Annotated in this window: 5 protein-coding genes; all 5 read right to left on the bottom strand. The window is 51.3% G+C overall.

Translation table 11 applies throughout. The features are described 5' to 3' along the window. Positions 1-15 precede the first annotated feature (15 nt). The 5 genes from Q8O77_RS05455 to Q8O77_RS05435 are packed head-to-tail and all read right to left on the bottom strand — an operon-like array spanning position 16 to position 14,398. The gene (locus Q8O77_RS05455; protein ID WP_305551836.1) at positions 16-1,464 is read right to left on the bottom strand and encodes a hypothetical protein; all 1,449 of its coding nucleotides are present in this window, start codon (positions 1,462-1,464) and stop codon (positions 16-18) included. Next, on the bottom strand, positions 1,445-7,720 hold the full coding sequence (locus Q8O77_RS05450) for a hypothetical protein (RefSeq protein ID WP_305551835.1): 6,276 nt from the start codon (positions 7,718-7,720) through the stop codon (positions 1,445-1,447). Before Q8O77_RS05450 ends, Q8O77_RS05455 begins: the two co-directional genes overlap by 20 nt. Positions 7,721-7,723: 3 nt before the next feature. Continuing rightward, positions 7,724-12,745 (bottom strand): hypothetical protein, encoded by a 5,022-nt coding sequence (locus Q8O77_RS05445; RefSeq protein ID WP_305551834.1) that lies wholly within the window; start codon positions 12,743-12,745, stop codon positions 7,724-7,726. Next, positions 12,717-13,571 carry a peptidylprolyl isomerase gene (locus Q8O77_RS05440; protein ID WP_305551833.1) on the bottom strand — a complete coding sequence of 285 codons (855 nt, stop codon included), beginning with the start codon at positions 13,569-13,571 and terminating at the stop codon, positions 12,717-12,719. The genes Q8O77_RS05445 and Q8O77_RS05440 overlap by 29 nt, the downstream gene beginning before the upstream one ends. After that, complete coding sequence (locus Q8O77_RS05435) at positions 13,568-14,398, bottom strand: foldase protein PrsA (protein WP_305551832.1); 831 nt, start codon at positions 14,396-14,398, stop codon at positions 13,568-13,570. The genes Q8O77_RS05440 and Q8O77_RS05435 overlap by 4 nt, the downstream gene beginning before the upstream one ends. Positions 14,399-14,455: the final 57 nt, after the last annotated feature.

The following is a 14,455-nucleotide window of genomic DNA, read 5'->3' as shown; positions in this document are numbered from 1 at the left end:
AACGCAGCGTTAATTCTATTCACTTTCTTCCGCTAGCTGTTTGGCATAATAATCTAAGCCGTCGTTGATATCGGCAAAGTCTTGCTCGAGGTGCTGCACCAGATCAGCAGGTAATATATAAACACTTCGCAAGCTGCAAAACACCTGCCCCGTAAACCACTGTTGCGCCAGTGCAACAACATCTGCAGCAAACCGGAGCACACCTATATCAAATTCATCGGTCAAATCCACCTTGGCAAATGGCTCGCCATCAAGAAGTATCAATACCTTGTCATTTTTGCAGCGGTAACTAACTTCGTGTCCACCGCGCCATTCGCATAACAGTCGCAATGGTTGCAACATGTTGGTATAGGGCGGCTCGACGTCGCCATCATTTTCATTAATTGAGGTTAAAGGGAAAAACGTTTTACCCGCAGCGGCGGCCTCCAGTACATCCGGATAGGTATTGTCTACAGCTTGCACTGATGCGGGGCACCCCATACCCATCAGCCGGGTTTTCAACGCTTGTATCTTGAGGTCATCAGCGCTTGGCTTCCCGGCCTTGCGCTGTGGTGGTATTTCAGCGACGGCAACTTCAGCAATAGCAGCGCTATCGGACTCAGCGGCTGACTCTGTTACAGATTCAGCTAATGCAAGCGCGGCCTTTTTCGCCTCACGCCAAGCCGCCTGCCACTCTGGGGCACTTTGTTCTATTTGCGCTACCCATGTTTCAACCACTTGTTGCTGCTGTGCTGTGTAGCGTTGTAGGTTTGCATACACTTCGGCATTAGTGTCTAGTTGGATTTGCCAATACCGCCAGTTCTTCTTTTGTGCTTCCAGATACAGTGTTGAGCTGTATATGTTGTGCGCGTGACTTAAAGCATGAACCGGCAGGCTGGCAAAATAACAACTACCATTCTCGGGCGCTGGCAAACCTAAACTAAACTTTTTGATAAGATCAGCAGCATCTTTTATCAGCTTCAAGATAATTTGCTTTCGCAGCTCTCCAAGCGCATAACCTGTCAGTTTCTCCTCAAGCTGTTCGTTTTCAAATAAAAAACTAACCAGATGCTGCTCTCGTCCGACAAATAACGAGTTACCCACATCGCTCTTTTCCGGCCTGATAATGGCGGTATTAAAAAAAGTGGTGGTCCAAAAGCTCGATAGCACTTTAGGATCAAATTGCCGGCAAGACTGCAGTAGCCATGCCAGCCACACTTGCTCATCATCGCTTGGGTGCCATGCAATTTGGAAAAACCAATCTATTAATGGTTCATCGTAATCATCTGCTATCACCTCACCGCGGATAAAATAACGCTCAGCAGCCTTCAACGTTTTACTTTTGAAGTCATCGGAGTAATGGTGTTTGATGGTCGCCTTTAAGGCATCCCAGCTCGCTTTGCGTTGTGCTAACCAGTTTTTGTCATCAACAAGCCAGTAGTTATTTATATCCGGCATATTTTTATCACTCTGAAGCAAGGTCATTTAACAGCTCTTGCAGTTTCTCTTCATCAATCTGCATAAATAAACCGTTTCGGATAAAGTCTCGTGTTAAGGTTCGCATACTTTGCAAGGCTACATTACTGTTCTGTTCACAGCTGCTTTCTAAAGCAGTCTTGGTTAAGCCTGTTCTATCTTTAATCTCATTGTTGGAAATACCTGTTGCCGTCTGGCACAGATGTTTAACTAAAGGCGGAATTTGATTTGCCTTCGGCCCCCGCGCTACCTTATTTTTACTGACAAAGGTTTGAAAGCGCCACTGCATTTTTATATCACCTGCATTCACATCATGAGAATGCAGCACATCGGTGAAAAACTCTTTGTGCAAGTGGGCCCTATTATCGGAACTGTTACCACTCCAAATTTTATGGCTAGCTTTATTCACGTATGAATCTTTAAAGGACTTCAATTCAACAATAGTTTTCTCGCCAGCAGCTTCAAGCAGAATGTCCACTGTGCGTTGATATTTGAAACCCGACTCGTAATCCATCCTCTGAATTGACTCAATCGCCTTAGCCTTCGGCATACCATCGAATTGACTTTGCATCTGATAAAACGCCAGCATTAATAAATGAAATGCGGCGCCGTGATACTGCTTTTCACCAAACTCGTCAGTGCGTTTTACAAATAGCTTGGAATAAACACTAAGCATGGCGTTTAAACTTTTATCCCGCTCCGGCGAGCCGGCAAACAGCTCGTCTCGGTTTAGTTCAAGATACAAAATGGAAGCCAGTATCAATTCAGGCCGAACTCTTTGATCGGGGCGGCCTACAATTAGCGCTCTGACATCGCCGCGCAAATTATTCGTCACTTTAACAGCCGCCAGCATCGCAAAATTGCTGTGAATAATTTTGCGCATCGTTAAATTTTGAGCTCCTTTTGCACCTTTAGACAAACCTTTTATTGCCTGAGCAACTGCGCCAGGATTATTCGCAATACCGGGTATTCTTCTTACTACGGTTAGCAGCGCTTTGCCAACAGCTAAACCACGAACGCGGTTCGGCGACAACTTCTTCGCCGCATACGCCTGCCCCATAAACGGATAGGCAAAGTGCGGGCTTACTGCTGCAGTGCCGTCGGTATCTACCTTTGGCGGTTCGCCGTCGCCGTCCCAGCCGTCGGCGGGCAGGCTGAAATATTCGGCCCAGGCTAAAATATCATCGGCACTGGCGATGGAGCTAAACATTAGCATCGCCCCCTCGCGTGCTTCGCTGTCGGCGACCATTTCGCCAATCACCAGTAAAAACGGCAATAACGTCATCACTGTATCAAAACGCCGGTTTAATACATCGTCGCCAATTTTGCTTAAAACACCGCCGATGGCTTTGAAGAACTTGCGGTTAGCGCGCAGTGTCGGCAAGAAGGCTTTCAGGCCCTTCGATAACGGCCGCAGCAACTGTGCGCCCGGCACGACCGAAATAACGGCAAGTGCATTAAGCGTCATGTCCATATAATCCACATCTTCGCCCTTGGCCAGCGCGCGGATTTGTTTATACAGCGCTATCGCTTCCTGATACGGAATAGCTAAGCCAATAGCGGCAATAAGCACACTGCCGGCTTTTTCCATCAGGTAATCCCAGCCCCAGGCGTTTGCCACACCAATAAACGGGAACGGCGTATAGCGCTGGTTGTAGGCGCCATAGTCGGGGTAACCGTCTGGCTTATTGGTTTCGGCGTAAAACACCATCATTTCACTGAAGAAGTCTTTACTCACCACACCAACAAAACTTTGCTGCTGGTTGGCGCTAAAGCCCACCCGCAGCATTTGCAGTTGTTCGCTATTTTGGTTTAGTGCACCTGTGCTTACTACTTCAATGCTGTCTTCCACACTTTGCAGCGTGTGATTTAAACGGGTGCTGCCATCGGCAAAGGTTAACAGCGGCGCGCTGTCCCAGTTGTAAAACTTCAGTGCCGACAGGTTGCCACTAAGCCCTTCGCCAATGGTTAAACCGCGCTGGCTAATACTGTATTTCAGCCCGCCGGTTGCCGCGGTGTGATAGTGGCCCAGGTCGCTTACTTCAAGCTCGAGGCGGTTATCTTTGTAGCGCCCGGCTACGGTATACCATTTGCCATTTTGCAGTGGCTCGGTCGTTACGGTCTGTTTGCCTGCACTGGTGTACAGCGTGTATTCCAGGCTGCCGTTTTCCAACACCTGCAACTGCTGCACGCCGCCTTCGAGGCTGAAAATACTGCCTCCGGCTTGCTCCAGCTTCATATCAAGCCTGAAACCACTGCTGTTAGCCGGTTTTAAACGCGGGCTGGCTGGCACGCTAATGCTGCTGCTTTCCCAGGCATCCAGTACGTTTAAATACGCCTGAGCGGCAAAACGGTAACTGCTGCCGGTTTGGGTTGGGTTGTCCTCTACTAAGGTTATATGCCGGGCCACACCACCATGCAAACCATTTAGCTCGGTAACGTCATCGTTATGTAAGTCTGACATGTTGTAACTGGCGATGGGTTGCAGGTTGGGGTCGCTTAAGCTACCCAACTCTAATTGCAGCGTATCGCCGGCTTTACCTATCAGTTGTACTTCGGCGCGGGTTTCAAACGGTATACCCATACGCAAGCCGTCGAAACGCTCATATTCGGCTATACCAGAGGCTGCCTCATCGCCTATTACCACCGTTTCATGGGTTTGCGCGTAGTTATCACCCTCTGGCCGCACACTGCTGGTAGCGCTTTGCGACACTATAGGGCCAACCATGGCGACGATTTCTACATTAGCGATATTATGAAAACCACTGTGCAAACGGGCTTCGGCGCGCCCGCTGCCATCGGTGGTTAGCATGCCATTGGCAAAACGGCCGGCAGAGGCGACAAACATCACATCGATACCACCCACCGCAGCACCGCCGCTATCGGTTACGGTGGCCGTTACCGGATAACTTTGCTGCGCCTGCATTTGCTGCGGATAAGTATCCAGCTGCACCTGCAGCGGTTTAACGCTAAACGGCAGGCGCTGCTCCATCTCAGCTACACGCACTATCAGCGCGCTTTCGTTATCCGGCAGGTTACCGCCGATAATCACTGCGTGAGCCACCCCGCCCTGAGTGCCTTCATCGCTTTGTGTTAGTACCGCGTGCCCTTCCAGCGCAAAACTGACCGAAGTGCCATCGGCAGCCGCATTACCATGCGCATCTTTAACACTCACCTGCACGTTGATTTGTTGATGTCCGCGCATATGCACGCTGTCGGAAGATAAGCTAACGTGCATATTGGCGGGCTTACCGGGTACCACCACAAAGGGCGGCAACTTAACCTGATTGCCGGCATCGAGCCCGGCGCTGGCCACAGCGCGTGAGCCGGTAATAGGCATTAGCTCAATATCGGCCGGAAACACACCCTGCTCTTTGTACTGCAAGTCAACATTACTAATGGCACCGGCGCCTTCGGCCGTCCAGCTAACATTAAGCGGTTGCTTGTTTTCGCGGTTGGCATAGCCGAGGATCACCGCCTGCAGCGGCACTACCGGCTCATCAGCGCTGACATAGTAGGTGCCGTCTTCATCAATATTGTCGCCACCTGCAGTACGGGTATCAGCTGCCAGGGTTTCAAAGGCGTATTCCCACAGCACGTTGGTGGGGTCATTGTTGTTGTACAGCCTTAAGGTGACAAAATCAGCGACATCCAGCGACGCCAAGTGCTCCAGCTTGTCGAATATCAGCTGCTGGCCATCGCCCATCCGTACTTTAATTTCATGTTCACCCAGCGCAAACACCAGTTGCTGGCCGGCGCCGAGGAAGGCCAGTGCCTGCTGGTTGCTTTGCAGCAAGCCATACATTAACCGCACCAGATTGTCGGACGTGGCAATCATCGGCACGCTGTTGCCGTACAGGCTACTGCTTAAGCCATCGCTTTGCTCACGCAGAATGTCCTGCACCTTTAGCTGATAAGTGGAAAACTGCAGCTCCGGCCGGTACACCCAGCGATACACCGGCTCGGGTTTGGGTATGTCGTTGGCCTGGCCCTGTTCTTTAAGTTTTTTATACAACCAGGCTTGCTCTAAGGTTACCGCTTCGTCCAGCACCGGCACCAGAAAGGGTACATAGTGTGATGGACGCTGCGCTAACGGGCCATTACCGGCACCGCTGCCGGAGAAATCCGGGCTTTGGTGCGACGGCTGGCCGCTTACCTGCACATAATAGTGATCGGCAGGTAAGGCGTCGTCCTGCAAGCGGATATGCTCGATGTGTTTGCCAGGACGAATAGCAAAATGTCCCAGCTGGCCGCCGGTAGTCAGCTGCCCCGGCCCGGCTACCCGCGCTAAGCGGCCGGTAAAGCCGTAGTCAGCCAATGCATCGGGCAAAGGCGTGCCATCAGCGTCATACCATTCGGTCGTCAACACCAGCATATCGTCGTTACTCATGGCACTGCTTTCGTAAGCGATAAGATGATTACGCGGGTCGTCTTTGCTCATGCCTTCCTGCACACTGAAACGGCGCTCTACCGAAATTTTCAGGTTCGGGGGCTGCATGATGATGTTGTTTATCGGAAAGCTGATAACCGAATTGGAATAAATATTGGCATAAGACGTACGCTTGGTGCCGATGTAGCCGGTTTTACGGTTCAGCAGTACGATTTTTATCGCTTCACTTGGCTTTAAGTGATCGGCCGCACGCCGGTGCAGCTCGGGGTTCATCATGGCCGCACTTTGAAACTTAGCAAAGCCCTCTTCACCGCGGTAACTGGCATGAAATGCCGTAGCGGCTGGCGCGCGGATCATTATCTGATAATTAAAAGCATCGCCATCAACACCATAATAACTACTGTTGTTGGCTAATTCACCGGCGGTAATACCCTGACGCCGGGTGATCAGCATGCCGGTTGACTCGCGAAATACAAAAATATCGGTGTCCTGCAAATCGGCAGTAGCAATCTGGCCCACTAAGCCTTGTGGGCTAAAATCAGGCGCGGTATCGGCCAGGCGTAATACATCAGGCTGGGTTAACTCCGGGTCGCTGTCAGCACAGCTATGCTGCACAGTGCTATGCAGGCTACTAAAATACACGCCCTGATATTCAGCATCTGCTCCCGACTCAACACAGACAAATTGGCCTTCAACCAAATTACCCAACAAGCTGTATTCAAATTTACCATCACCATCAAAGTCATATTTGGTTTGCGTTGTGGGTGTTAAATCCGGCGCCTTATACACATATTGGGTGGCACCACCAATACCGACAGCCCCGTCGGGGTTTTGCAGTAAACCGGCACCGGCAATAAAGCCTGTGTCGACATAAAAATTCATCGGCGGTACAGCGGGTGTAGGAGCAGCAGCCAGAATGCCAATAACAGCGACACGAGCCATTTGCCCACCAAGGCTGAGATCAAAAGGGCAAGCGTCATAACCAATACAACTGTCATACACCTGCTTCATACCATAAGAAAACACAGGCCTGACGCCGGTTGATGTAAACTGCGAGTAGTAATACTTCATCGTCAGCCAGAAGTCGTAGTGAAAATCAAAACACGGGCAGGGTACATGGGCATAACGGACGAAAAATTTACCGTCCTGATCGGTATTGGTAATACCCGGCACATAACCGGTTTCCACTTCGACCAGGGCAGCATTTACCGGCGCATATTTTTTCTTATCATTTAGCCGGACAAAGGTAGACGGAATTTGCGCTTTTTGTGGATCGGTTAAATCTTGCCCTTCATAGTAGGCTGATTTAAAAGCAATATTATACGGTGACTGATGGATAAGATTACCACCGCGGTCAAATAGCATAGAGCGGATTGAACCAGACGGGCTGCTAACACTTTTCAGGTTAAATTTGGCCAATAACAACACCGGATTATCATTCGGGCTTAGCAGGCGGTTTTGTGGTTTAACCAGCACCGATTTGTAAGTGCGGGGTAAACTGAAACCCGGGATCGCCGCACCGCTTACCGTTTTAAACTGAGCGCTGTTAAACTCTTCTGCTGTCATCAGCCGGGCCTGGCCCTGATACTCTTCCTGTACCTGGCTAAGCATTTGCCGTGAAGCATCAACCTCTGCAGCGGGTAATACATAAGCCGGGTTATCCGCTGAGGCATTATGTGACCACCCCTCAACTAAGGTGCCATCTTCAGCATATTCAACGTATTGCAACTGGCCGTTATCGTCCATTACCAGACCACGTGCCAGTACATGGCCGTGCTGAAACTTCCAGATATCCAGCCAGCCCCAGGCATGGGCAGGCAGCGACAACAACAAACTCAGTAGATATACCACAGCAAAATAAAAAGAAGTTTTCATAGCTTAATTCGTCGCCATTAATGCTGCCTGCAGCTGGACTAACGCCAGCTCTCCTTTGGCATATGCGGCCATTTTGGGTTGCAGCATAAAATGCACCCGGCCAACACTCAGATAATCCAGTTGCTGTAGCGCCACCGGCCCTTCAGACACCAGCCAGTTGCCCTGGCGCCGTATCACACCAACCGTCTCCAGTTCGTCAGTACCGGTAGGGCGGCCCAGCAGCACCATATACTCTTGTTCGTTGGGCAAATAGTCGTAACCACCGTACAGGCGAGGCGCTTTTAATCGCATTGTAATATGTCCATTAACAGTAACGCCCTGTGGCACCGCCGCATAAGCCCATAGTGGTGCCAGATTGCCACGCACCTTGGCATTGACGGCCTCAAACGGAATCAGGCTGATTTGCACTGTCCCCTCAGTGCGACCCTGACCAAAGTTGACACTGGCAGCAGATAAATTCAGCTCAACATCACCATTGGCTGCAATAGCCTTGCTCTGACCCGAGGCTATATTAGTAAACGCCACGTCCTTGTTTACCGGCAGCAGTCTGAACTGGCCCAAATCATGCCGGTTACCTTCGGTCAGGCTGATATGACGGATAAGATTACTAAAGGCCGGGTTTTCCATACCGGGGTTAATCTCAAGCTGGTAACTGCCCGAGGCGATATTTTGCTCGCCACTACCGACATAACCAAAAGAGAAAATGCCGCCGTCGCCACTAACCTCCTGCCGGCCCAGTGGTTTTAGTGCCACCCGTATGCCGGGCAATTCTTCGCCAAAGGCATCAGCCAGAGCACCATCTACCAGGGTAGGCAGTTTTCTAACACGGTAACTAAAGCGCTTAAGCTCGGCACCGTCATAACGCACTGTTACCCGCACCCCGGCACCATAAGCCAATGGCTGCTGTGGGTAAAAGGCAAAGCTGTGATTGCCGGGTAATACCGACACGCCACCTGCTACCACCTCGTTATTCAGATTTACCTGCTGCAAGGTTTCGCCGGCCTGATCGGTTAGCATGGCGCCGGGCGCGGCGGTATTAACATAGCTTTTGCCATTTAACGTCTGGCGCACTTCTACCGTTAATAACGCCGGGTCCAGCGCTTTATTAAAAAATAAGGCCACAGCGGCGTTGCGCTCAATATGCTCGGCTAAATGCAGTGGTTCGTGCTGTACCACAGTCAGCGGCACATCAGACAGCGCCGTAACGCTAAAGCGCCCCTCGGTTTGGGCGGTCAGCTGGTTATTGTCATCGTATAATCCCAGCCATAAGCGTTGCGGCCCCGAGATACCGGTAAGCGGGATAGTGGTGTTAACAAGATTGCCCACTAACGACAGCTGTTGTGGTGCAGCGTCGTTAACGCGCAACATTAGCCGCGGGGCGCTGGCCTGATGCTGCACCCGGGCAACCAATTGCAAGGCCAGTTGGTTATTCCCGGTAATAAAGCTGGCATCCATTGCCGGTGCTATCAGCTCGATACTGGCGGCGGAGGTATTTTCAAACCGATAGCTGATACGGCTGATATTTCCCGCCATATCGCGGGCGGCAAATTGTACATCGCGCGTTTGTGCCACCGGCAGTGGCAAAGAGATATCAAAGCGATAATGGCCAGACTGATCGGCAGGCTGTAATAACACCGGCGCACCATCCACAGTCAGCGTAACCGGCTGTTGATCTGACACCTGGCCACTTAGCGTCAGGGCATTGCTAACCAGCTGATTTATCTCGGGGGCTGGCACCAAGTTGCCAAATATCTGGATCTGCGGTGGCGTGGCGTCAAAGCGATATTGCACGCTTTTGCTATCACTACCGGCTTCATTGCTGGCGGTTAATTGCCAGCTGGCCTCGCTTTGCCCTGCCGGTAGCAGTAAGGTCTGGCTAAAGCGGTAGCGGTTTTGGCCGATGCTTATCAGTGCGGCAGCGTTGCCGTCAATATCCAATGTCGGCGGCACCCGTGATACAACTTCTCCGCCTAATACAAACCGGCGCTCATTTAACCAACTGCCATCTAACGGCGTGCTGATCGAAATGGCCGGGGGCTCTACGTCTGCTAATGGCTGATATACCAGTTTCAGCACCTGTTGTGCCACCCCGGCAGCAGAAGTCAGCTCAACCCGGAGCAGGTTATCGCCACTTTGCAGTGCCAGTACCGGGAAACGGAAACTGTATTTTCCGGCAAACAAAGGTTCGGCAACGGTAGTAAGATTGCCCGGTTGCAGCGTCAGCTGCATATCTGCACTGTCACCAAAGATATAACCGGTTACGAAAATATCGCGGTGCGTAACTATCTCGCCATCCCGATGGCTGTTGATCTGCAGTTCCGGCGCCAACGCCGGCTGACGCTCCAGTTGCACCTGCAGTTCGGCACCATTACCCACAGCATCAGTGCCGATAAATACCAAACTGTGCTGCAACCCGGTTAACTGTACCTCAGTGCTGAAATACCCTTGCTCGTCCAGCAATAGCTGTACATCCGGCATCAACGGCGACAGAGACCTTAGCACGAGAGTCACCGGTAAGCTGTCATCCACAACGTGACCTGACAATACAAAGCGATCGGTATCAGTCGTAAAACTGCTTTGCTCAAGCACAATAACCGGCGGTGCATCATCTGCAATCAACTGTAAGGTAATCAAACGGCTGCGCTGACGTTGGTTGCCTGCGGTACTTTCTGCATACAGTTGCCAGTCTGAGTTGTCGCTGTTAAGCGGCAAAACGGTGTCAAAAGCGCCATTGACAGCTTGTTGCTGAATAACCGTTTCCTGTTGTTGCCAGTACAACAGCACGGATCCGACGGCGGCGGCTACCTCACCGCTAACTTGCTGCGCGGTCTGTTGCGGGTTCACCCGCAGAATAAAGTGATCAGCATCTTGTTCAACAGCGTTCGTCAGCCGTAACTGCATTGCCGGTGGAATAGTTACCACTGCAGTAGGGGTGAAAGGCCCGTCAACAGCGCGGCTTTCACCACTCACAGGATGAGTAAAATAACGCCGGATACGCGCCCGGTATTGATACTGCTCTCCCCGCAATAAACCTGTATCGGTGTATCCGGGTTGTGCATTGTCTTGTAACGTCTGCCACGGCTGCCCGGCCTGCTGTCGTTCAATCAGCACCTGGCCTACCAGCGGCGGCTGCCAGCTCAATGTTACCTGTTGATCCAGATTGGAGAGCTGAAAACCAAACAGCTTGGCCGTATTGTACGTCTGCCAGACGGATAGCACCGCCGACTGCGCAAGTATTTCGCCATCCGCAGCCAGTGCACGTAATTGATAACGGTAGTAACGTCCATTCAAAACGCCGGTATCTTTATACTGCGACTGGAACCCACGATGAACATCAGTTAAATGCTGTAGAGGAAAACTATCTTCACTACGTAAAATTTGCAGACGGGTCATACGGGCATGGCTAAAGCGCGGCCAGGACAGCGTAACACTGTCACTGGCAGCCTGAAGCGTTAATGCAATACTCAAGGGTGGTTCCGGCTCCGGCTCCGTTAACTGCCAGCGCGTTGGGTCATCCGGATACGCATCGTCGGTATCAGGCACGCCATCACCATCGCGGTCAGTGGAAATGTTTAGCATCGGACTAAGCCAAACAAAGGTGTTGATAGACTGACGGGGTTGACCCGGCGGCGCGATAAACAAAGTGGGCATTATAGCCGGCAGCGCACTCACCGGGTAACTAAGCCGAAATGGGTATAAACCAGGCTGCAGGAACAGCGCTATCTGGCCCTTCGCCGATACTTCTGCCGGTATATCTGCCAGTTGTAGCTCAACCGGATCGGTATATTGCCAATACAGTACGTAAGTGCCGGCATCTTGCACCTGCAACATACTTTCAATTTGTACCCGGTACGGTGGCGCCAGCTCAACACTGCTCAACTCATTTAGCTGTGTTACCCGTAAGGCATAGTTTGGCATCATTGCAGTACTGGCAGCGGTTTGCATTGTTTGTGCTGCGGGTTGGACTTGCGGCGAAAATAATTGTACGTTGAAGCCCGCTTCCAACTCTGCCGCTGGCTCGGCCGGTGCAACCACCGGCATCTGCGCAATTTCTGCCAGCAAGGCCAGTTGATCAATGTTTTGCCACTGCATTGCACCTTGCTGCGCGTCAGCAAAAGCCAGGTGTAAGCCAATAGTGTCGCTGGCATGTTGGCCAAGCACTTCTACTTGCACCTTATGCTGACCGGCGCTGATATAGGCCGATGCCAATTGCGGGGTTAAACTGCTTGCCGGGTTGTCCAGCAGCAACTGATCGTTCAGCCACAGCCTGACCGGCATACTGTTGTTAAGCCGCAAACTAACGAGGGTGTCCTGCCGGGCGCTGAAATAACTGCTAAAGACAAAACCATAACCCTCGGTCCGGTTACGCTCTGACAGTTGTAACGAACTGATATTGCCCGATTCAACAGCCGTCAGCTGTGTCAAGTCGGCGAAACTGAGCGCGGCTTGTTCAACATAGCGATAATGCCAGCCAACTGTGCCTTGTGCAGGCGCAGTGGCCGCGCTGGCTGCCAACCCGGATAGCGGCAGGTATAACTGGCCCTGACTTAGCGTCACTGTCTTGCCGGTGTCAATGAACAGTAATTCTACTACCGGGCTCTGCCCGGCCAGCGCCAAATGGGAAAAATTCAGCAATTGCTGACCTTTTTCCATATTAATCAGCTGTTTATTGTTTATTTCACGGCCATTTAAGGTTAAGCGTGCTGCGCCAGGTGCCCGCCAGCGTAACTGAATCAGCTGGCGTCGTGGATTAAAAAAGTAACCTTCGTAACTAACGGCGCTAAAAGTCTGCGCCCCTGCCAGCTGCGCTGTCATATAGGGCGCCAGCCCCTGATAGTCGGGTTGAGCCAGCTGATCTAATTGTGGGTTAGCCTCACTGTACAAGGCGTAACGCACGGCATTAATATGCTCGGGTGGGGCTGAATTATCCGAACAGGCTGTTAACAGGGCAACAACAGATAACAGTAACCAACTGCAAACCCGGCCAACACTGCGGCTAGTTGGGAATAGGGTAAATTTCAACATCCGTGCTTGCCTTTAGGTTGTCCGTTGCCTGTTCAATGGCCCGCTTTAACTGCATTGGGGCCAGCTTTTTTCTGATATCGTCACGTACGTCAGCCAGGGGTTTGGCAGCAATACGATGACGTTCAACCACTTTTACTTTAACCAAGCGGTTGTTTAGCCCGGCCACTGCCGATATTTGTCCGCTGGCCAACGGTGTTATTAATGCCTGATATTCCGGGATCAGCCCCTGCTCTGAGCTGGTGCCTGTTACCAGATAAAATGCCAGTCCTTCCTGACGCGCCTGAGCAGCCAGTTCAGGCCAGTCAGCTGCTGCAGTCAGTTGCTCCAAATACCACAGCACACGCTGGCGCTGCTTGCCATCCTGACCGCTATCAGCGCGCACTAACTGATAGTTCGCGTACTCTGCGGCGCCAAACTCCTGTGGATAGCGCTGATAATAGTCTGCCACCATTTGCTCCGATACCGGCTCTGGTGTCAATTGTTGTTGTACATATTGTTTGGTTAACAGTTCTTCACGATAGGCTTTTACCTGCAGTTCCAACAGCGCTTTGGCGTCTGCATCTAACAACGCCAGCTGCTGTTGGCTCATTAGTTTGCGCATCACCAGGCTTTGCAACACCTTTTGCTCGCCGTCCGGCCCCAGATGCAAAGCGGCATATGGGCCAATATTGTCGCTGATGGCAATATCCAGCTCCTGACGACTAATACTGTCTGTGCCAACGCGGGCCAATATAGGGTCGGTATCTGCCGCGGGTTGTTGCACCGACGTATCACTGCACGCCGATAACCACAGCGTTGCAGCCAGTAGCGGGATCAGGCGCTTCATGGCGAAGTAGCGTGCAGGGTAACGGCAACACTCTGGCGCAGCCGCTCAAGCTCAGCATCTTTAGCCATGGCGCGCAGAATACGACGAATATCACCGCTTACGGCTTCAAAGGATTGTTTTACAATGCCGGGTTCCTGTTCCAGTTTGATCAGATGATAACCAAACTCGGTCAGCACCGGCTCTGACACTTCATTTGCCGCCAGTTTGTCAAATACCTGTGCCGAAAACAGCGGCGATACTGCGCCTTGCTGCAACCAACCCAGCTGTCCGCCTTTAGCGGCAGAAATACTGTCTTCAGAATATGCCTTAGCTAACTCGGCAAAATTTTCACCGGTGCGGGCCTTACTGTAAGCTTCCAGCGCTTTGCTGTATTTAGCCTGCCGCTCGGCTTCAGTCATTTCCGGCGTTACCCGCAATAAGATATGTGAGGCCCTGGCACTACGCTGCTGATAGTTTTGCTGATTGTCTGCGTAGTAATTACGCATCGCAGTGTCAGTCACGGCTTGTTCCAGATACTGTTGTAAATAAGTATTCAGCAACAAATCTTTCTTCAGCTCAGAAAGTTCGGCATTAATCCGCAGCATATCAACACTATCCTGCTGCTCTATTGCATGCACCAACGCCAGATTATTTAAATAATGTTGTGCGGCTTTGCCCGCCAGTTCAACATTATTGGCATCAATACGTTTATAGGCCAGATAAGCGTTAACTTCTGCAACTGTGACATCCTGTTCACCTACAGTGGCGAAATTTTCTGACTTCTTGCTGCAGCCACTGATCTGGATCAGCACCAGTACTACTACTACTTTGAATATCACCGTTTTCATTAAATACTTACCCCAGTATCATACAACATGGTTTTTTCAAACCGCTCATTCTATTTA

It is taken from the genome of Rheinheimera sp. (genome assembly GCF_030690345.1).
Lineage (GTDB): Bacteria > Pseudomonadota > Gammaproteobacteria > Enterobacterales > Alteromonadaceae > Alishewanella.
This window is presented reverse-complemented; position numbering and strand designations above follow the sequence as displayed.